This is a genomic window from Arthrobacter sp. B2060, from assembly GCF_059090445.1.
The window spans coordinates 121591-141755 of record NZ_JBNHFR010000005.1 but is presented as its reverse complement, the minus strand read 5'-3'; the positions used below and the strand labels follow the sequence as shown (position 1 = coordinate 141755).

At 67.2% G+C, this 20165-nt stretch carries 20 protein-coding genes and 1 riboswitch; of the genes, 11 read left to right on the top strand and 9 right to left on the bottom strand.

Features of this window, described 5'->3' with window-relative positions:
- The first annotated feature begins 150 nt into the window (after positions 1–150).
- Complete coding sequence (locus AC5RUM_RS11160; protein ID WP_494034986.1) at positions 151–849, top strand: DUF4352 domain-containing protein; 699 nt, start codon at positions 151–153, stop codon at positions 847–849.
- A 44-nt stretch (positions 850–893) separates the two neighbouring features.
- On the opposite strand, the gene moeB is transcribed toward AC5RUM_RS11160, so the two are convergent.
- The gene (gene moeB, locus AC5RUM_RS11155) at positions 894–2093 is read right to left on the bottom strand and encodes a molybdopterin-synthase adenylyltransferase MoeB (RefSeq protein ID WP_494034985.1); all 1200 of its coding nucleotides are present in this window, start codon (positions 2091–2093) and stop codon (positions 894–896) included.
- 84 nt (positions 2094–2177) lie between these two features.
- Here moeB and AC5RUM_RS11150 point away from each other — a divergent pair, with 84 nt between their 5' ends.
- From AC5RUM_RS11150 to AC5RUM_RS11140, 3 genes are all read left to right on the top strand, one after another.
- The gene (locus tag AC5RUM_RS11150; protein WP_494034984.1) at positions 2178–2846 is read left to right on the top strand and encodes a TetR/AcrR family transcriptional regulator; all 669 of its coding nucleotides are present in this window, start codon (positions 2178–2180) and stop codon (positions 2844–2846) included.
- A gap of 77 nt (positions 2847–2923) precedes the next feature.
- Positions 2924–3148 carry a DUF3107 domain-containing protein gene (locus tag AC5RUM_RS11145; RefSeq protein ID WP_205655431.1) on the top strand — a complete coding sequence of 75 codons (225 nt, stop codon included), beginning with the start codon at positions 2924–2926 and terminating at the stop codon, positions 3146–3148.
- Positions 3149–3156: 8 nt separating this feature from the next.
- Positions 3157–3459 carry a hypothetical protein gene (locus AC5RUM_RS11140; RefSeq protein WP_494034983.1) on the top strand — a complete coding sequence of 101 codons (303 nt, stop codon included), beginning with the start codon at positions 3157–3159 and terminating at the stop codon, positions 3457–3459.
- 18 nt (positions 3460–3477) lie between these two features.
- Here the strand turns inward: AC5RUM_RS11140 and AC5RUM_RS11135 are convergent, their stop codons facing one another.
- The 4 genes from AC5RUM_RS11135 to AC5RUM_RS11120 form a co-directional block, all read right to left on the bottom strand.
- Entirely contained in the window at positions 3478–4149 is a 672-nt protein-coding gene (locus AC5RUM_RS11135) for a 4a-hydroxytetrahydrobiopterin dehydratase (RefSeq protein WP_494034982.1), read from the bottom strand.
- A gap of 66 nt (positions 4150–4215) precedes the next feature.
- On the bottom strand, positions 4216–5049 hold the full coding sequence (locus AC5RUM_RS11130; protein WP_494034981.1) for a thiazole synthase: 834 nt from the start codon (positions 5047–5049) through the stop codon (positions 4216–4218).
- Positions 5050–5054: 5 nt separating this feature from the next.
- On the bottom strand, positions 5055–5291 hold the full coding sequence (gene thiS / locus AC5RUM_RS11125; protein ID WP_494034980.1) for a sulfur carrier protein ThiS: 237 nt from the start codon (positions 5289–5291) through the stop codon (positions 5055–5057).
- Positions 5288–6691: an FAD-dependent oxidoreductase gene (locus tag AC5RUM_RS11120; RefSeq protein WP_494034979.1), complete on the bottom strand. Its 1404-nt coding sequence runs from the start codon at positions 6689–6691 to the stop codon at positions 5288–5290. The genes thiS and AC5RUM_RS11120 overlap by 4 nt, the downstream gene beginning before the upstream one ends.
- Positions 6684–6804, bottom strand: a riboswitch (TPP riboswitch). (Overlaps the previous gene by 8 nt.)
- Before the next feature lie 27 nt (positions 6805–6831).
- Here AC5RUM_RS11120 and thiE point away from each other — a divergent pair.
- Entirely contained in the window at positions 6832–7566 is a 735-nt protein-coding gene (gene thiE / locus AC5RUM_RS11115) for a thiamine phosphate synthase (protein WP_494034978.1), read from the top strand.
- Between the two features lie 27 nt (positions 7567–7593).
- On the opposite strand, the gene AC5RUM_RS11110 is transcribed toward thiE, so the two are convergent.
- Positions 7594–9240, bottom strand: coding sequence for an HNH endonuclease signature motif containing protein (locus AC5RUM_RS11110; protein WP_494034977.1), 1647 nt, complete (start codon positions 9238–9240; stop codon positions 7594–7596).
- 95 nt (positions 9241–9335) lie between these two features.
- Positions 9336–10022, bottom strand: coding sequence for a ferritin-like fold-containing protein (locus AC5RUM_RS11105; RefSeq protein WP_494034976.1), 687 nt, complete (start codon positions 10020–10022; stop codon positions 9336–9338).
- 41 nt (positions 10023–10063) lie between these two features.
- On the opposite strand from AC5RUM_RS11105, the gene AC5RUM_RS11100 reads away from it, so the two are divergent.
- The 3 genes from AC5RUM_RS11100 (at position 10064) to AC5RUM_RS11090 (ending at position 14382) form a co-directional block, all read left to right on the top strand.
- Positions 10064–11563, top strand: coding sequence for an RNB domain-containing ribonuclease (locus AC5RUM_RS11100; protein ID WP_494034975.1), 1500 nt, complete (start codon positions 10064–10066; stop codon positions 11561–11563).
- A 252-nt stretch (positions 11564–11815) separates the two neighbouring features.
- On the top strand, positions 11816–13501 hold the full coding sequence (locus AC5RUM_RS11095) for a DEAD/DEAH box helicase (RefSeq protein WP_494034974.1): 1686 nt from the start codon (positions 11816–11818) through the stop codon (positions 13499–13501).
- Between the two features lie 8 nt (positions 13502–13509).
- Positions 13510–14382: a DNA-methyltransferase gene (locus AC5RUM_RS11090; protein ID WP_494034973.1), complete on the top strand. Its 873-nt coding sequence runs from the start codon at positions 13510–13512 to the stop codon at positions 14380–14382.
- Positions 14383–14397: 15 nt separating this feature from the next.
- Here AC5RUM_RS11090 and AC5RUM_RS11085 read toward each other — a convergent pair whose 3' ends face one another.
- The gene (locus AC5RUM_RS11085) at positions 14398–15243 is read right to left on the bottom strand and encodes a PHP domain-containing protein (RefSeq protein ID WP_494034972.1); all 846 of its coding nucleotides are present in this window, start codon (positions 15241–15243) and stop codon (positions 14398–14400) included.
- 160 nt (positions 15244–15403) lie between these two features.
- On the opposite strand from AC5RUM_RS11085, the gene AC5RUM_RS11080 reads away from it, so the two are divergent.
- Entirely contained in the window at positions 15404–16993 is a 1590-nt protein-coding gene (locus AC5RUM_RS11080; RefSeq protein ID WP_494034971.1) for an aminopeptidase P family protein, read from the top strand.
- 105 nt (positions 16994–17098) lie between these two features.
- Here the strand turns inward: AC5RUM_RS11080 and AC5RUM_RS11075 are convergent, their stop codons facing one another.
- Positions 17099–18094 (bottom strand): YflT domain-containing protein, encoded by a 996-nt coding sequence (locus AC5RUM_RS11075; RefSeq protein WP_494034970.1) that lies wholly within the window; start codon positions 18092–18094, stop codon positions 17099–17101.
- 76 nt (positions 18095–18170) lie between these two features.
- On the opposite strand from AC5RUM_RS11075, the gene AC5RUM_RS11070 reads away from it, so the two are divergent.
- Both AC5RUM_RS11070 and AC5RUM_RS11065 read left to right on the top strand, forming a co-directional pair.
- Positions 18171–19454, top strand: a complete 1284-nt coding sequence (locus tag AC5RUM_RS11070) for a magnesium transporter MgtE N-terminal domain-containing protein (protein ID WP_078028204.1) — start codon at positions 18171–18173, stop codon at positions 19452–19454.
- On the top strand, positions 19408–20160 hold the full coding sequence (locus tag AC5RUM_RS11065; protein ID WP_494034969.1) for a DUF1003 domain-containing protein: 753 nt from the start codon (positions 19408–19410) through the stop codon (positions 20158–20160). Before AC5RUM_RS11070 ends, AC5RUM_RS11065 begins: the two co-directional genes overlap by 47 nt.
- The last annotated feature ends 5 nt before the right edge of the window (positions 20161–20165 follow it).

Genomic DNA, 20165 nt, shown 5'->3' with positions numbered 1-20165 from the left:
CCTCCAGAATCCGCACTTCCCGGTGCCGGCTTCTCGCGCTGCCGCCGGTCTGCTGCTGCGCTGCCACGGCTTCCAAGGATCCTGCAAGGTTTCCACAGGCTCCATGCGGAGCATGGAAGTCACTTGTGAAACCTATTGGGGGTGCGAGCAGTGAATCCTGATTCCCGCACGATTTCCATCCCGGTCCTGAGCCGCCGCCAGTTCGGACTCATCGTCGGAGGCGGTGCCGTCCTGCTGATGGCCGGCGGGACCTACGGCGCGGTGTCCCGCAGCTCCCCCCTTGCAGCCACGCGCATGGACACAGCCTTTGGTTCCCTGTCCATCACCCGCGCGGGCCGCCTCGCCCGCCTGGATGCGCAGGGTCACCGGGCGTTCCGCTCCGTGGAGGCAGCCGCTGCCCGGCTCAGCGGGCCGGGTGCTCGGGCCGGGAGTGCAGCGGTGGCAGCGGGTGCCTTTCAGCCCGCCGCGAGCGTGACAGACGTCTCTGCGGACCCTCACGGCCACGACGGCGGAGCCCCGGCGGGCCCGCGGTGGCCACAGCCGGTGAACCTGACGTGGGGCGACGTGGTCCTGGTTGAGGTGGAGCTGGGTAACTCGAGTCCGGAGCCGGTGTTGTTCAGCCCCGGCCAGCTCCGGCTGAAACTGGCCCCGTCCGCCACCACTGTCACCCCCCAGGACGCCGGCCGCAACTCCGGGACGATCGCCCCGGGCGCAACGGAGCACCACTGGATCAGCTATCTGGCCCCCTCCGGCTCCACCGGCATGGAGCTGGAATACACCGATCCGTGGCAGGGCCGAACACAGGTGCTGTCGCTGCCGCCGCTGGCAAGCGGCGTGCAGCGGCCGTGAGCGTTTCTCCCCTGCCTGCCGCTCCCGTCAGTAAACGGGTTTCGTCAGTAAACGGGCTTCTGGGGCTCCACGTCCCTGACCCAGGCGAGGATGCCGCCGTCGAGATGGCTCACACGCCGGTAGCCGGCCTTCCTGGCCGCGGACAGCACCGCGGAGGACCGCGCCCCCGACTTGCAGTGGAAGACAATGTCCCTGTCCTGCGGCAGCTCTCCCCACGCCTCGCCGGACAGGATCCTGCCCTGCGGGATGAGGACGGAGCCGTTGATCCGGACGATGTCGAACTCCCCCGCCTCCCGGACGTCAACGAGCTCGAAGTCCTTCAGTCCCGCCTCGCGGGAGGCGAGCATCGTGGCCAGCTGCGTGGCCGTAACGGTGTGTTCCGTGTCGGTGGCTTCCGGCGGGGTGATTCCACAAAATGCCTCGTAGTCCGTCAGCTCGGTGATCGGAGGGGCTGCCGGGTCCTTCGCCACCCTGATTTCGCGCCAGCTGCCCCCCAGAGCGTCGTAGAGAGCCACGCGGCCGAGCAGGGAACGCCCGACGCCGGTGATCAGCTTGACTGCCTCCGTCACCATCAGGGATCCGACCGCAGCGCACAGCATCCCAAACACTCCGCCCTCGCCGCAGGACGGCACCGAACCCGCCGGCGGCGCCTCCGGATACAGGTCCCGGTAAGTGGGGCCGTGCTTTTCCCAGAACACGCTGACCTGGCCGTCGAAACGGAAGATCGAACCCCAGACATAGGGCTTCCCGAGGATGGCCGCAGCATCATTGACCAGGTAGCGGGTGGCGAAGTTGTCTGCCCCGTCAAGGATGAGGTCGTAGCCGGAGAACAGCTCCAGGGCGTTGGAGGAATCCAGCCTGACGTCGTGCAGGCGAACATCCACCAGCGGGTTCAGAGCCGCGATGGCATCGCGCGCCGACTCGATTTTGGGCCGCCCTACATCTGCGACGCCGTGGATGATCTGGCGCTGCAGGTTGCTCAGGTCAACGTCGTCGTCGTCGATGATCCCGATGGTCCCCACGCCGGCAGCGGCAAGGTAGAGCAGGGCCGGCGAGCCGAGTCCGCCGGCCCCGATCACCAGCACGCGCGCGTTCTTCAGGCGGCGTTGGCCGAGTGCGCCGATCTCGGGAATGATGAGATGCCGGGAGTACCGCTCCACCTCATCTGGCGAAAGGCCGGGCGCCGGTTCGACGAGGGGAGCCGGTAGGGTGCGGGTTGCATTTGCAGTGGACGGAGAAGCCATACTTCAATGTATGCCTGAAGATACCGCTGGGTCATATTACCTCCGGGTAAAGTGAAGTTAACTGAAACGGAAAGAAGGCCCACAGTGATTCACGATGCACCGGTTGACCGACCCCAGGGTACGCAGTCCCCTGCAGGCGCAACCCGCGCCGCCGGGCAGCGGTCAGCCAGGCTGCCCCGCGATGAACGCCGTGCCCAGCTGCTGAATGCAGCCCAGGAGGTCTTCGTTGCCAACGGCTACCACGGTGCCGCCATGGATGAGATCGCGGAAACGGCCCATGTGAGCAAACCGGTGCTCTACCAGCACTTTCCCTCCAAGCGCGAGCTGTACCTGGCACTCCTGGACAGCCACCTCGGTGTCCTCACCGACCTCATGATGGGGGCACTGAACTCCACCACCGATAACAAGGAGCGGGTCCAGGCCGTCATGCGGGCCTATTACCGCTTCATCGACAGCGACGACCAGGCGCATCGGCTCGTCTTCGAATCGGACCTGATCAACGATCCGGACGTCAGCTCCCGCCTGGAGACCTTCAACAAGACCTTTGCCGACGCCATCGCGCACGTCATCGCCGAAGACACCAAGCTGCCGCACCTGGAAGCGCAGCTGCTGGGCCGGGCACTGGCCGGAATGGCCCAGGTGAGCGCGCGCTACTGGCTCGAAACCGACGGGAACCTGGACATCGATGTGGCCAGCGACCTGATCTACCGTTTAGCTTGGCGCGGAATCTCTCGCTTCCCCAAGGAGACCTAGACTACAAAGGGAGAACTACCCTTTGGAATTGCATCAATTGGAATTGCATCAACCTTGATTGGCTGGGAGGCCTTGCTGTGGAAGTAAAGATCGGCATTCAGAACATCGGCCGCGAAATTGTGCTGGAATCGGCCCAGGATGCTGACGCTGTGGCCAAGGTCGTAGCAGAATCCCTCGCCAAGGGCACCGAGCTGCGCCTGAGCGACGAGAAGGGCCGCCAGATCATTGTGCCGGCCAACGTGCTGGGCTACGTCGAGATCGGCGCGGAAGAAGTCCGCCGGGTCGGCTTCGGCGCACTCTAGGACAGGACGTGCTGTCCCTCGTTATCGTCGTACTGGTCACCGTGGCTGCGGGCTTCATCGTCTGGGCCAATGACAGGCGCCACGCCAAATACGGCATGTTCCTGCCGGCCGGCGTGGCCACGGCAGTGGGGATGCTTGCGTGGATCATTTGCATGGCCGCCGGCCTTGGCTACCAGCCGGGCCTCACCTGGATTCCGTGGATTCTTCCGATGGTGGCTGGCGCAGCTGCGGCCGTGGTGGTGGCTGGCTACCTGGGCAGGGTGCGCGCAAAACGGGACACGCAACGGCTCACGGCAGCGCTTAAGAAGTAGCGGCTTGGGCCCCGGCGGTCACTCCCCGAGGTCCGGTCCGTGGCCTTCCTCGGTGCAGAGGCACAACTGGTTTCCTTGAGCATCAGTGACCACCACCCGATGCGGTGCGTGGTCACTGTTCGTTGAGGCGCCGGTCGCCGCCACCTTCTCCAGGACAGGGCCGGATTCGGCCTTGGACCGGTGGATGTCCACGTAGAGGCGGTTACCGTCCGGCGTCGGCCCCTGCCGGAACGACACTCCGGGGCCACGGCCGTACGGGTCCACGAGGTGCCCGAACCGGCCCTTGCGGTAGCCGAGCGCGACGCGCCAGACCTCAGAGATCTCGCCTGGGTCCGCCGTCTCGATGCCGATGTCCACCGTCCGGTACAGGCCCGGCTGGGCCTCCGCGCCTGCCGCAGCGGCAGCTTGACTGACCGACGCCGCGGCCCCGGTGTCTCGCGCCGTTACCTCGCCTCCGACGTCGTGGGAGCTGAACCGAATGAACACCCGGTTGTAGCGCCAGTCCAGGTCGGGATGGTGGTCACTTTCCTCGGCAAGGCGCCCGACGTCGGCAATCAGCCCAAGCGCGCCGGCCGCCGTGGGCGTTTTAAAGGCAGTCACCAGGCCGCCGAGGCGGTAACGCCAGTCCGGCAGGTCCGCGAGTGCCGCGTCGATCTGGGGGCGGGTGAGGATGTCGTCCCTGGCGGCCACGGCTGCCTCCTTGGCGCGGGTTCGTGGGGTGAGCCTGCCGTGCCGCGCGGCCTCCGGGTGTCCGGACTAGAGGAACTCTGCCCGGCCTTCCATGGCCGATGACGCCAGTGCATGCTCGCGGCGCGGGATCCGCCCGGCCGCTTTCGCCAGCCTACCGGCGATAACGGCGTGTTTGAAGGCTTCGCCCATGAGTGCCGGGTTCTGCGCCCGTGTCACGGCGGTGGCGAGGAGCACGGCATCGCAGCCCAGCTCCATGGCCAGGGCCGCATCCGATGCGGTGCCTATACCGGCGTCCAGGACTACCGGGACGGAGGCACGCGAGACGATCAGTTCAATGTTGTGGGGATTGAGGATTCCCAGACCGGTCCCGATGGGCGAGCCCAGGGGCATCACTGCCGCAGCGCCCAGGTTTTCAAGACGCAACGCCAGGACGGGATCGTCATTGGTGTAGGCGAAAACCTTGAACCCGCGGTTGACCAGCTGTTCGGTAGCGTCCACGAGTTCCACCGCGTCCGGCAGGAGCGTGTGTTCATCGGCGATGACTTCCAGCTTGACCCAATCAGTCTCCAAGGCCTCGCGGGCGAGCTCTGCCGTCATGACGGCGTCGCGGGCTGTAAAACAGCCCGCGGTGTTCGGGAGCACGCGGATGTTGTGGTCCAGGAGCAGCTGGAACAGGGACCCTGTTTCGGCCGGCGAATAGCGCCGCATGGCCACGGTGGTCAGTTCGGTGCCGGATGCCAGGAGCGCCGCCCCCAGTCCGTCCAGGCTCGGGGCGCCGCCCGTGCCCATGATGAGCCGCGAGGTCAGTTCGACGCCGTCTATGACGAGGCGGTCAGCTGCGTCCGCTGCCGTTCCGGGCTGATCTTCCGTTCCCGGCGGTGTTGCCTTTGTTTCAGTCATGGTCCTTATCCTCCCTGAACTGCCGTCACAAGCTCGATCTCATCGCCCTCGGCGAGTGACGTGCTGTGCCACAGGCTGCGGGGCACTACCTCCGCGTTGCGTGCCACTGCCACCCCGAGCCGCTGGCCGTCGGTGGCGTGCCCGTTTGCGGCCAGGTCCCGCCCGGTGACCTCGCTGACAAGCGTGGTGACGGAGGCGCCTGCCCCCACGGCGTGGGCGTTGCCGTTCAGTGTGATGTTCATGCGGGTTCCTTCTCCTGGTCAAATGTGACTGTGTTCGAGGCGGCGGTGCCCGGCGGGGCGCTGCCGACTGGGGCGGTCCGTTCGGTGGAGAACCGACCGGGACGGAAGGCCTCCCAGCGGCTGTCCTCCACGCCGTCCATCAGCTCCCGGCAGATGACGGCGGCGGCGGGCGTCAGCAGGACCCCGTGCCGGAAGAACCCGGTGGCGATGATCAGCCCGGGCACCGTTGTCCCGGGCCTCTGATCGCCGCCGGACGCTTCGGAGCCGGCCGCGGGTTTGGAGCCGGCGGCCACGCGGCCCAGCAGGGGGGCGTTGTCCGGCGTGCCGGGCCGCGCCCGGGCCGTCGCCTCAATGAGCTCCAGTTCGGCCACCGCGGGCACCAGCACTTGGGCATCCCTGAGCAGCTGATAGACCCCGCCGGCGCTGGGCGCGGCCTGTCCGTCTTCCCGCTGGGTGGCGCCGATAACCACAGTGCCGTCCTGCCGCGGAACAAGGTAGACGGGGATTCCGCGGACCATGCCCCGAACGGTAGCGGTCAGCAGCGGACGGAGCCGGTCCGGAACCTTGAGCCTGAGAATATCGCCGTACACCGGTCGCAGAGGCAGCTTCAGTCCCTCCGGCAGCCCGTCCAACGAGGCGGCCCCGAGACCGTTAGCCACCACCGTCTCAGTGGCCAGCACGGCGCCGCCGCCTGCAAGCCGGACACCCGTGACCCGTCCGCCGTGCTGTCCGTCGCTTTGGCCCCTGTCGTCCTGTCCGTCGTCCTGGCCCCTGTCCCAGAGGAGACCTGCCGCGTTGTCACGGACCGCGTAGCCGTTCTCGGCGCCGGCCACGGCAGTCCGCGAGCCGGGTTCATGACAGGCCAGGGCAGCTGCAATACTCGCCAGCAGCTTCCGCGGATCGACCTGATGGTCCGCCGGGATGTCCAGCGCGCAGGAAATGCCGGGGCTCAGCAGCGGCTCCCGCAGCCTCGCCTCACGGATGGTCAGCGGGTCGACTGCCAAGCCGGCGGCCAGCTGAACTTCACGCAGGTCCATCAGTGCGCGGCGGTCGGCAGGGTCCGCGCCCACGGCGATGGTCGGCGTCGCCAGATACCCGGTGTTGCGGCCGGCACCGTCACCGGTGAGCGCCGCTGCAAAGTCGGGCCACCGGGCCGAGGATTCGAGCATGAGCTCCAGGAGGTCCTCCTCCTGGTAATGCAGCTCGCTGACAGGTGCCAGCATCCCCGCGGCAGCCCAGCTCGCGCCTGTCCCGGGCTCCTTGTCGATGAGGACCACGGACCGTCCGGAGCGTCTCGCCTCCCAGGCGATCCCGTGGCCGATCACGCCGCCGCCAATCACGGCCACATCGGCGTGGATCAGCGATAAGGCAGAATTGTTGCCGCCGGTTCCAAGGTTCATGGAAATCCTTCCCTACGCCGGTACTAACCGGATCAGGTCAAGCGGTCGGCTCTTACGCCCTCTCAGCCCTGCGCCTTTTGTGACAGCTGCAGCGGGCTCCCGCGGTACCAGCCCAGTTTAGAGGAACTAGGCTGGTTGCCATGACCGTGCCTGACATCCATGAAGCCCGCCTGTACCTTTGCACCGATGCCCGTAAGGAGCGCGGCGACTTCGCCGATTTCGTCGATGCGGCCTTCGCCGGTGGAGTGGACATCATCCAGCTGAGGGACAAAACCATCGAGGCGGCCGAGGAACTCGAACTCCTGGCAGTACTGCGCCAGGCCGCTTCCCGGCATAACCGGCTATGGGCCGTCAATGACCGGGCGGACATCGCATCGCTGGCGGAGGCTCCTGTCTTTCACATCGGCCAGAAGGACCTGCCGCTGCCCTCGGCACGGAAGCTGCTGGACGACTCCGCGGCGATCGGGCTCTCCACCCACTCCCCCGACCAGATTGATGCCGCCATCGCGGCGGCACAGGCACCGGGCGGCCTCAACTACTTCTGCGTCGGCCCAGTGTGGGCCACCCCCACCAAACCCGGGCGGGCCGCCGTCGGACTTGATCTCGTCCGATATGCGGCCGGGGCTGTCGGCAGTGCCGACGCGGAAAGCCGCCGGCGTCTTCCGTGGTTCGCCATTGGCGGGATCGATCACAGCAACGTGGAACAGGTGGTCGCGGCGGGCGCAGAGCGCATCGTGGTGGTCCGGGCCATCACTGAGGCGCCGGACCCGGCGGCTGCCGCGGCGGAACTGATTGCTGCCCTGGACGCCGGAACGGCCGGTACTTTCGGAGCGGACGGCATGGACCGCCAGTCGTCGTCCTCTGCGCGGTCATGATCTGGTTAGGCCACTAGAAGGGTCGCTCTAGGCGGCCGTGAACTGTGCCCAGTCGGGAAAGGGATCCGCGGGCAAAGGTGGGTCGAGGCTGGCTGGGTTGTCTGGCTCTGGGTTGTCTGGCTCGGGGTTGCCGGGCTCGAGGTTGCCGGGCTCGGGGTTGCCGGGCTCGAGGTTGCCGGGCTCGGTGTTGCCTGGTCCCTCGGTGGTGTGGGGCCAGTGTGGTGGTTCCCAGTCCTGTTCTTCGCTGGCATAGGTCCGTCCCGTGGGTGAGATCCAGCCGGGCGGACTGTTCCGGGTCGCCGCGACCGGCCGCCAGGGCGCGGTGTGTTTCAGGCGGTGGTGCTTCCGGCACGGCTGGCCAAGGTTGCTGATACCGGTCCCGCCGCCCGCGGACCAGGCCAGCAGATGATCCGCCTCGTTATCCAAAGACTGGTTGCTGCAGCCAGGAAACGGGCACCGTCCGTCCCGCAGCCGCAGCCATTGCCGCATCGGCTTCGGCACCCGGTAACTGCTCCGGCCGATCTCCAGCGGCGCCCCGTCGCGCGGATCGATCAGCACCCGCAAAAACGACCCGGCCCCGTTCGCGACAAGCCTGCGGGCCATGGACGCCGGGATCGGCCCGTACCCGTCCAGCACCGCCGGTTCCTCACCTGCCCCCAGCAGCGAGAACACCGGCACCGTGACCAGGACCTGCGCCGCCGGCGACGGGATACCGTCCGCCACACCGCCCAGCAGCCAGGACGCGGCGACGTCCGCGCGCAGCTGTGCCAGGGTCCGGGATTCCCCAGGACCCTGCAGGGCGCGCCCAGCCTCGGTGGCCCGGGCCCAGATGCCCGCCGCGGTGGCCGCGGGCAAGTAGACCGACAGCCATGCCATGCCGTCCCGGTCCGGGACGAACTCCACGCGCCGGTCCCGGACACTCCTGCGGTGGCGTGCCTCGAGGCCCACCGGGTGGTGCCGCTCCCGCCAGGCGCGTGCCCTGGCCCGGAATCTGCCCGGCACCAACTCCCCGGCCAGGCAACCCCGTGCACGACCGGGCACGGGTTTGCCCGAAAGATCAGGATCCAGGAGGCCCCTGCCTAGGGTGCCCGGCCCCAGGGAGTCCGGGCCCAGGAAATGGGCTTCCAGGGCCGCCACGGCGGCAGGCTCCAGCCCGGAGGTTTCATCACACAGCACCCTGGCGTGCTGCCAGGAAATGCTCCCTGACTGCAGCGCGGCCAGCGTCAACGGCAGCCCGGTGGTCAGGGCGCGGGCCTCGGACAGCAGCGCACCGGCGCTGCGTTCGCCCACCGTCAGCACACACGCGACCTCAGCGGTCACCGCCATCTCCTGGGCGGTGCGCTCCTGCGGGGAACCGGCCGGCACCGCCAGCACCTCGGCAGCAGCGGCGTACCCGGCCGCGAACTGAACCTTCAACGCGGCCACCCGGGCTTCCAACCTGCCCACCTCCGCCAGACCATCCAGACACACCTCCGCCCGGTCCCGCACAGGATCAGCGCCCGCAAACGCGTCAGCACCGGCAAACGGGTCAGCACCGGCAAACGGGTCAGCACAGGCAATCGGGTCAGCACCGGTCGAGGCCACGGTGCCGGCGCCGCGACCTACGACAGCAGTCAGCGCAGCGACAGAGGCCTCGATGCCCTCCAACGTCTCCACCACTGCCCTGTCATCCATACCCACAGCATGACAGCAGGCACCGACAAAATCGCCGCGATGGAATGCATCGACAGATAACGCGTGGTGCTCCTGCCGGAGCACCCAATCACGCCTTAGCCGCTCAGCCCGAGCTGCACCATCCGCTTGGAATGGTTTTCCGCGAGTTCCCTGGTGAGTCGTTGCACCAGCTCCCTGGCCGCGGCATCGTCCGCGCCGCTGTCCGCTGCCGTGATCAGCTCGGTCAGGAACGCGTGTTCGTAGCCCACGCGCTGGGCCTGGGTGAGCGCTTCGCCCAGGAGCCGGCGGCCCCATAACGCCAGGCGGGAGGCCAGCCGGGGGTCATCGGCAAGGGCCACCCGCAACCGCTCCCTCAGCACGGCTGTTGCTTCCTCGGTCGCCTGGATCTGCTGGATCAGTTCCCGGGTCCCGGGATCCACATAGCGGGCCACGGCCTGGTAGAAATCGGCCGAGACTGTATCCACCACGTAGGCCTTCATCAGGGACTCGTACCAGTCGGCAGGCCGGGTCCGCTCATGAAAGTGGTCCACGGCGGCCTGGAACGGCACCATCGCGTCCTCGACGTCCACGCCCATGTCCGCCAGCTTTTTGCTTACCAGTTCGTAATGCTGGAACTCGATGACGGCAATCCGGCCGAGCACGGCGCGGTCATGGAGTGTCGGGGAGTAGCGGGCGTCTGACGAGAGCCGTTCGAAGGCGGAAAGCTCCCCGTACGCCATCACACCGAACAGGTCAGCGACGAAACGATCGTAGTGAGCGGTGTCAGCCGAGGATGTGCCCATAACCCAAGACTAACTGCGGAAATCGGACTAACCTGATTTTCGTGCCACATCATCGCCTGTCCCCCAGCGTCCACGAACAGACCAACGCCCTGGCCGCGGCCCTGAGCGCGCTGCGGACGGAGCTGGAGCTTCCCGGGGAGTTCGCCGACCACGTACTGCGGGAGGCCGAGGCGGCCGTGGCGCGGCGGCGGCTCCCGGAGCTGGACCTGACCGGCGTCGAATTCCTGACCATCGATCCGCCGTCGTCCACGGACCTCGACCAGGCACTCTTCATTGAGCGGTCCGCAGACGGCTACCGGATCCTTTACGCCATCGCTGACGTGCCGTCCTTCGTAGCTCCCGGCGGTGCCCTCGACGCCGAAACCCGCCGGCGCGGCCAGACTTTCTACGCTCCGGACGGCCGCATCCCCCTGCACCCGGAGGTGATCAGCGAGAACGCGGGCAGCCTGCTCGCCGGCCAGCTGTGTTCGGCGTTCGTCTGGGAGTTCAAACTCGATACGGAGGCCGAGGTTGTCTCCGTGCTGGTGCGGCGGGCCAGGGTCCGCAGCCGTGCCAAGCTCAACTACAAGGGTGTCCAGGCAGAACTGGATGCCGGGACTGCCTCGCCCGTGCTCCAGCTCCTGCGTGAAGTAGGGCTCAAACGCGTGGAGCTGGAACGGGCCCGCGGCGGCGCCAGCCTGAATATGCCGGAGCAGGAGATCGTGCAGCTTCCCGACGGCGGCTACCGGATTGTGGCGGCGCCGCAGCTTCCGGTGGAGGACTGGAACGCCCAGATTTCCCTGATGACGGGCATGGCCGCCGCCTCGCTGATGCTCGACGGCAAGGTGGGCATCCTCCGCACCATGCCGGCGCCGGACGAACGGTCCCTCGGCCACTTCCGGCGCCAGACGGCCGCACTGGGGAAGCCGTGGGACGGAACGGTCAGCTACGGGGAGTACCTGCGCACCCTAGATCCCACCGACCACCGGCAGTTGGCCATCATGCATTCGGCCGGAATGCTCTTCCGCGGGGCCGGCTACACATACTTCGACGGAACGGTGCCCGACGACGCCGTCCAGTCCGCCATCGGCACGGCCTACGCCCACACCACGGCACCCCTGCGGCGGCTGATCGACCGCTTCGTCCTGGTCATCTGCGAGGCGCTGAGCAACAACCGCCCCGTGCCGGCGTGGGCGCGGGAAGCACTGCCGTCCCTGCCGGAGATCATGGCCGCCTCCGACCAACTGGCCGCCAAGATGGAGCGTCTGGCACTGGACACGGTGGAGGCGGCGCTCCTCATCAACCACATCGGCCAGGAGTTCGACGCCGTGGTGATCTCCGGGTCCAAACCCACCAAGAACAACGGCTCCGGCGGCACCAACAACGGCAACGGGAACGGCAAAGGCCCCAACGGCGGTGGCCCGTCCGGCATCGTCCAAATCGCCGAGCCCGCGGTCACCGCCCGCTGCGCCGGCGAAATGGAACCCGGCACCCGGGTACGGGTCCGACTGCTTTCCTCGGACATCGCCACACGGGACGTGCATCTCGAGCTGGTCGGCTGAGTCTTGGGGCACAGGCTAGACTGAAGAGGTAGAAATGGATGCCCGGTCGTTGATTTCGTTTATTTTGAATCAACAAGCCCGCCCCTACGCGATCTTGAGACAGACCCGTTGGTCCCCAGTGCCAGCAATTAGATAGCCCGCGATCGGCTTCCACTGGAATTGCTTGCGCGCCTGAGTGTGCTCCGGATCGGCCCATCCGGCCGGCCGTTGAGCATGCGGCGCCAATGCCCAAATGAATAAGGAAACTCCACTGTGAGTGAATTGCATACCCACCAGCTGCTCTCCGATGACTCCGGAACCGAGACCATCGAGCCGGAAGAGACCATCATCTCGGACGAGAAACCGCACGAGATCGCAGAGAAGTCCTTCTCGGACTTCAACGTGCGCGCCGACATCGTCGAGTCCCTCGCCGACGCCGGCATCACCCATCCCTTCCCCATTCAGGCGATGACCCTGCCCGTGGCCCTGTCCGGCCACGACATCATCGGCCAGGCCAAGACCGGCACCGGCAAGACCCTCGGCTTCGGCATTCCCGCCCTGCAGCGCGTCGTGGGCCAGGACGACCCGGGCTTCGAGAAGCTGCCGGCCCAGGGCGCCCCGCAGGCGCTCGTCATCGTGCCGACCCGCGAACTCGCGGTCCAGGTCGCCAACGATTTGCAGACCGCTTCCCGGAAGCGCAACGCCCGCATCGCAACCATCTATGGCGGCCGTGCCTACGAGCCGCAGATCGAGGCGCTGCAGAAGGGCGTGGAAGTCGTCGTGGGTACGCCCGGACGCCTGATCGACCTCTACAAGCAGCGCCACCTGGTGCTGAAGAACGTCAAGATGGTCGTGCTGGACGAAGCCGATGAAATGCTGGACCTTGGCTTCCTGCCCGACGTCGAGACCCTGATCGCCGGCACGCCCCCGGTCCGCCAGACACTGCTGTTCTCGGCAACGATGCCCGGCCCCGTGATCGCCATGGCCCGGCGGTACATGACCCAGCCGACGCACATCCGGGCTGCCGATCCGGACGATGAAGGCCTCACCAAGCGCGACATCCGCCAGCTCATCTACCGTGCGCACAGCATGGACAAGACCGAAGTCGTCTCCCGCATCCTCCAGGCCCGCGGACGCGGACGCACCATCATCTTCACGAAGACCAAGCGCACCGCCGCCAAGGTGGCAGAGGAACTCGTTGACCGCGGTTTCGCCGCGGCGGCCATCCACGGCGACCTCGGCCAGGGTGCCCGCGAACAGGCACTCCGCGCCTTCCGCAACAACAAGGTGGACGTCCTGGTCGCCACCGACGTCGCAGCCCGCGGCATCGACGTCGACGACGTCACGCACGTCATCAACTACCAGTGCGTCGAGGACGAGAAGATCTACCTGCACCGGGTGGGCCGCACCGGCCGCGCCGGCAACAAGGGCACCGCCGTGACGTTCGTGGACTGGGACGACATGCCGCGCTGGGGGCTCATCAACAAGGCGCTGGGCCTGAGCGTTCCCGAGCCCATCGAAACGTACTCCTCCTCGCCGCACCTTTTCGAGGACCTGGACATTCCGGAAGGCACCAAGGGCCGTCTCCCGCGCAGCAAGCGCACGCTTGCCGGCGTGGACGCGGAAGTCCTGGAGGACCTCGGCGAGACCGGCAAGAAGGTCTCCCGCGGCGGACGCGACAGCAGCCGCTCCGGTGGCCGTGAGACGGCACGCTCCGGCGGACGACGCAGCGGCGAAACGGGCGGACGGTCGGGGGACCGCCGTCGTCGTTCCTCTGACGCGGCTGACGCCGGCACCGCACCTGCCGCGGCGGCAACCGCCACGGCAGCCGGAACGGGTGCCGAGCAGCCCACCCGCGCCCGGCGCACCCGCACGCGTACCCGCCGCCGCAACGGCGAGGTCGTGGCTGGCAGCGAGTCCACGTCAACCGGCTCACAGCCGGGCAGCACCGAGGCCTAACAGCCTCAATGACTGAACCTGTCTGGGCGCCGGACGGCAGCAACCTGGTGGTTCACGCGGACAACGCGGAATTCCTCCCCACGCTGCCGGACGGCGCCTTCACACTCATTTACGTGGATCCGCCGTTCAACACCGGCCGGGCCCAGCAGCGCCAGGAGACCAAAATGGTGCTGAACGCCGACGGCGACGGCGACCGGGTCGGCTTCAAGGGCCGATCCTACGACACCATCAAAGGCGCACTGCACCGCTACGATGACGCGTTCAGCGACTACTGGTCCTTCCTCGAACCCCGGCTGGTGGAGGCTTGGCGCCTGCTTGCCGACGACGGCACCCTGTACCTGCACCTGGACTACCGCGAGGTGCACTACGCCAAGGTCATGCTGGACGCCATCTTCGGCCGGGAGTGCTTCCTCAACGAGATCATCTGGGCCTACGACTACGGCGCGCGCGCCAAATACCGCTGGCCTACCAAGCACGACAACATCCTCGTCTACGTCAAGAACCCGGCGAAGTACCACTTCGACAGCGCCGAAGTGGACCGGGAACCGTACATGGCCCCGGGGCTGGTGACACCCGCGAAGCGTGAGCTGGGCAAGCTGCCCACCGACGTCTGGTGGCACACCATCGTCTCGCCCACGGGCAAGGAGAAGACAGGCTACCCCACGCAGAAACCCGAAGGCCTGGTGCGGCGGGTCGTCGCCGCCTCCAGCCGCCCCGGCGACTGGTGCCTGGACTTCTTTGCCGGATCCGGCACCCTCGGCGCAGTGGCCGCGAAGATGGGACGCCGGTTCGTATGCGTGGACCAGAACCAGCCAGCCATCGACGTCATGGCCAAACGGCTTGGCACGCACGCCGAGTTCAAGTCCTACCCACGTAACTAGCTGTATGGGGTGCGGTCAGCGGATGACTGCAGTGCCGGTACCGAGCTCCTCGATCCGCCCAAACACCTCGGGTGACGTGAGGTTCTCCCCCAGCCGGTTCGGTTTGCCGGCGCCGTGGTAGTCCGATGAGCCCGTAATGAGCAATCCGTGCCTGGCCGCGAGGCCGCGCAGAAACTCGCGGCCTTCCTCAGAATTGTCACGGTGGTCCACCTCGAGGCCTGCGAGTCCGGCGTCGATCATGTCCTGGTAGGTGCGCTCCCCCACGACGCGCCCGCGTGAGGACGCCACCGGATGGGCAAAGACCGGGACGCCTCCGGCTGCACGGACAAGCTCGACGGCGAGCGCTGGCTCAGGCGCGTAGTGCTGCACAAAGTACCGCGAATGCGAGGTCAGGATGGACGTGAAGGCTTCGGACCTGTCCGCCACCACTCCGGCGGCCACGAGCGCATCGGCGATGTGCGGCCGTCCCAAGGTTGCCCCTGGCGCAACATGGTGAATCACGTCATCCCAGCTCAACGGGTAGTCCTCGGCGAGCAGCGTCACCATGCGTTCGGCCCGCGTCTGCCGCGCATCCTTGGCCTTGGTGATCTCATCCAGCAGCCCGGTGTGGGTGGGGTCGTGTAAATAGCTGAGGAGGTGCACGCTGATTCCCTGCTCGGTCCGGCAGGAGATCTCCATGCCGGGGACCAGCGCCACGCCGTATTCGAGCGCCGCGCTGGAGGCCTCGGCCCAGCCGTCAGTGGAATCGTGGTCGGTCAGTGCGATGACGTCCAGCCCCGCCGCCGCGGCGGCAGCCATGACCTCGGCCGGCGCCTCCGTGCCGTCGGAAACATTTGAGTGGGCGTGCAGATCTATCCTCACCTGCCCAGCCTAGTAGATGGCGGGCCTTCCCCGGCCTGGACAGGCCGGTTCCCCCTCCGTTATGGCTGCGGTTCCCACGCCGTTCCCCCAGTTCTCGGTGTGGTTCTCCCTGCGGGGACGACGTTGGCCTCAGCTGCGGAGCTGGTGAGACGATGGGACGGTGAACGATGCAGAAGACACCTACAACGGTGAAAATACAGCCTCCCAGCCTCTCGAGGAGCGGGTCAACAACCGCTCGCAGCGGCCCAGTTCCGAGGCCTTCAAGGCCTTCATGGCCAGCAACTGGGCCCCGTCCCCGCAGGTGACCCCTGAGCGTGACGCCGTGGCTGACCACGCCGCCCGCCGCCGGCGCGTCATCTCCGGCCAGTTCAAAGGCGAACGCCTGGTGGTGCCGGCCGGTCCGCTCAAGGTCCGCTCCAACGACTGCGACTACCGCTTCCGGCCACACTCTGGCTTCGCGCACCTGACAGGCCTGGGCCTGGACCATGAGCCTGACGCCGCGCTCATTTTCGAACCGGTCGAGGAAGGCACCGGGGACGACGGCGGCAACCACCGCGTCACGCTCTACTTCCGCCCGCTGGCCGGACGGGACACCGAGCAGTTCTACGCCGATTCACGGTCCGGCGAGTTCTGGATCGGCGCACGGCCCACTCTGGCGGAGTTCGAAGCCCGCCTCGGCCTGCCGACGGCACACATCGACGAGCTCGAAATGGCCATCACCAAAAACGTGGGTGCCCCGGAAATCGGCGGCATCTCCATCCGTCTGGTGCGCAAGGTGGACGAGAACATCGACGCCCTCGTGGACACGGCCCGCTACAACACCGCCAAGGATCCGGACAACCTGGACCTGGGCGTGCTGGACGCCCTCGACGAGAAACTGTCCGAGGCCCTCTCCGAGCTCCGCCTGATCAAGGACGAATGGGAAGTGGGGCAGCTGCAGACCGCCGTGGCCGCTACGGTGGAAGGCTTCGTCGAAGTGGTCAAGGCCCTTCCCCGGGCACTGACCCATTTCCGCGGCGAGCGCGTTGTGGAGGGAGCTTTCTTTGCCCGCGCCCGCGAGGAAGGCAACGAGCTCGGCTACGACACGATCGCCGCGTCCGGCAACAACGCCACGGTGCTGCACTGGACCCGGAACACAGGCAAGATCCATGCCGGTGACCTCCTTCTCGTGGATGCCGGGGTCGAGGCCGATTCCCTGTACACCGCGGACATCACCCGCACCCTGCCCGCCACCGGTACGTTCTCTGACATCCAGCGCAAGATCTACGAAGCCGTTCTCGACGCCGCCGACGCCGGATTCGCTGCCGCGCAGATCGGCACCCGCTTCCGGGACATCCACACTGCGGCCACCACCGTCCTTGCGGAACGCCTTGCCGAATGGGGGCTCCTTCCGGTTTCCGTCCAAGAGGCCATCAGCGACCAGGGGCAACAGCACCGGCGCTGGATGCCGCACGGCACCAGCCACCACCTGGGCCTTGACGTTCACGACTGCGCGCAGGCCAAGCGGGAGCTCTACCTGGACGGGGTGCTCGCCGAAGGTATGGTCTTCACCATCGAACCGGGCCTGTACTTCAAGAACGAGGACCTCGGCATCCCGGAGGAATACCGCGGAATTGGCATCCGGATCGAGGACGACGTCCTGATGACCGCCGAGGGCCCCGTCAATCTCAGCGCCGCGCTCCCGCGCACTGCCGACGACGTCGAAGCCTGGATGGCGGGCATCTGGCAGGAGGCCAACGGCAAGGGTTAGCCCCGCCGGGTTTGCGGCCAGCCAGCCTCTACAAGCGAAAAGGGAGGGGCACCGGATTTCTCCGGTGCCCCTCCCTTTCGGTCTCACCTGTCGGCTCGCCAAGCGCTAACGCTTCTCGTCATCGCCCTGCGCCGGCTGGTTGGCGTCGGTGACGCGCACGCCGTACTGCGGCCGGCCATCAGGCAGGTCGGGGTAGCGAACAGCCGCTGGACGCTGGCCAGCGCGCTGCCCGGCGTCCGGGCCCTCGACGCCTTCCGGCGCACGGCCGGTCTGGCCGGCCTGGCCCTCGACGGCCCCGTACTGGGGTGCACCCGGAACCGGTGCGCCCTGCGCCTGGGAACCGGGAGCCTGGGAACCCTGGGGGTCATGCCCCTGGGCATCCTGGGTCCGCTGGCCGTACGGGTCGTTCCAGCCGGCGGGCCGTTGGGGCGCCTGGCCCTGGTGCCGGCCGGGCTGATCAGGCTGACCGGGCTGCTGGTACGGCTGGTTGTGGTAGTCACTCTGGGTGTAGTTGGAAGGCCCTGTGTAGTTGGAAGGCCCCGTGTAGTTGGAAGGCCCTGTGTAGTGCGACGGCCCTGCGCCGGCGGTGGCGTCGGACGGCGTCATCGGCAGCTGCTGCAGCAGCCGGCGGGCCTCGTGTGCGGCCTCGAAGGAGACCACGACGTCATAGCTGGTCGCCACCACCTGGCTCGTCGACGTAAAGTCACGCTTTCCTCGCTGCATCGCGTATGTGACGATCCCGAACAGCATGAAGAACGCCGCGCCCATGAGGACTGAGCTGATAATCGAGAACGTCCCGCCGGCCGGTGTGAAGAACGACAGCATGACACCGACGAAGAGGCCAAACCACATGCCGCTCAGGGCACCCGAGAGGGCCACTCGAGGGTAGCTGAGCCTTCCCGTCACCCGTTCCACCATCTTCAGGTCATTGCCCACGATGGACACCATGTGCACCGGGAACTGCTGATCGGCGAGGTAGTCGACAGCCTTCTGGGCGTCCAGGTAGGAGGTATACGTGCCGACGGTGTCCCCCGTGGGGACTGTCCGGGATTCGTCGGAGCCGTTCGGGACGCCCTTGGGACCACCAAAAATGTTTGACATACACCCATTCTTGCCCATAAGGATGTGTGCGAGCTGAAATTCAGCTAAAAGAGAGCAGACTCGGTAGCCTGTAGGGGTGAGCACAAATCCTACACGCGTCTTCGTGGCGCGACTTCTGGGACTGGACGTCTTCGACCCCCTGGGCGATCGCCTGGGGCGGCTTCGCGACGTCGTCGTGCTCTCCCGCGGAACCCGCGGTGCACCGCATGTGGTGGGCATCGTCGTCGAAGTGCCCGGCAAGAAGCGGGTCTTCGTTCCCATGACCCGGATTACGTCCATCGACCAGACGCAGATCATCTGCACCGGACTGGTCAACCTGCGCCGCTTCGAACAGCGCGGCGCCGAGACCCTCGTGGTCGCCGAGATGTTCGACCGGCGCGTGACGCTGCGTGACGGCAGCGGTGACGCCACCATCGAGGACATCGCCATGGACCAGCACCGTTCAGGCGACTGGTTCGTCAGCAAGCTGTTCGTCCGGCGCGGCCATTCGCTCGCCCCCCTGAGCAGGCTCCGGCGCAACGAAACCATGATCATCGACTGGGCGGACGCGCACCAGGGTGCCAAGACCGAGCCGCAGGCCGCCACCCAGTTCGTCGCCAACCACGAGGACCTCAAGCCTGCCGACTTCGCCGAGGCACTGCAGGAGATGAGCGACAAGCGGCGGTTCGAAGTGGCCAGCGAACTCCAGGATGAACGGCTTGCCGACGTCCTGCAGGAGCTGCCGGAGGACGACCAGGTGGAAATCCTCTCCGCGCTCGACGTCCAGCGCGCGGCCGATGTCCTGGAGGAAATGGACCCCGACGACGCCGCCGACCTCCTCGGTGAACTGCCGTCCGCACAGGCCGAAGAGCTGCTGCAGCTAATGGAGCCGGAAGGTGCAGAGGACGTGCGCCGCCTCCTCGAATACGACGAAGACACCGCCGGCGGTCTGATGACCCCCGTTCCCGTCATCCTGCCGCCCGAGGCCACGGTGGCCGAAGCCCTCGCCCACGTCCGCCGCGAGGAATTGTCCCCTGCCCTCGCCTCCTCTATCTTCATTGCCCGGCCGCCGCTGGAAACCCCCACGGGCAGGTTCCTGGGAGTGGTCCACATCCAGCAGCTGCTGCGGTTTCCGCCGTTCGAACCGCTGGGCAACCTGGTTGACAAGAACCTGGAACCGCTCTCTGACCAGGCCCACATCAGCGAAGTTGCCCGCACCCTGGCCACCTACAATTTGAACTCCCTTCCGGTGGTCAACCAGGCCGGCCGTCTGGTGGGCGCAGTCACCGTCGACGACGTCCTTGACCACCTGCTTCCGGATGACTGGCGGGCAAATGACGGCGAGGCCCCGATCAGAAGGCTTGGAGGCCGCATTGGCTGACATCACTCCAAAAGGCGCAAGCTCGCGGGGACGGGACAAGGCCGCCGGCAAAGGCAGCCTGGACACGCCCCTGAGCGGGCGTCAGCGCATCCTGCCGAAATTCTCGCCGGACCCGGACGCCTTCGGCCACGCCACGGAGGGCTTCGCCCGTTTCATGGGCACGCCGCAGTTCCTGCTCTACATGACGGTCTTCTGCCTGTTCTGGCTCGCCTGGAACACCTTCGCACCCACCGACTGGCAGTTCGACAGAGTGGAGCTCGGCTTCACGCTCCTGACGCTCATGCTCTCGCTGCAGGCCTCCTACGCGGCCCCGCTGCTGCTGCTGGCGCAGAACCGCCAGGATGACCGCGACCGCGTCTCCCTCCAGCAGGACCGCCAGCGTGCCGAACGCAATTTGTCCGATACCGAGTACCTAACCCGGGAGCTGGCGTCCCTGCGGATCGCGCTGCGGGAAGTGGCCACCCGCGATTACGTCCGGGCCGAGCTGCGCAGCCTTCTGGAGGACCTGGTTGAGGCGCAGGAGGAACTCCGCAGCCACGATGGGTCCGGGCAGGGCAGCCACGAGTCGCCGCGGGAGCTGGTCCGGGAGAAACTCAAGGAAAAGCGGCAGCGGAATCCGCGGACCCAGCAGATCCCCAAGATCAAGCCTGACAAGCCACGCCAGAGCCGGTCAGCCGAGCCGCGCCCCACCACCCCCGAAAGCTGAGTATC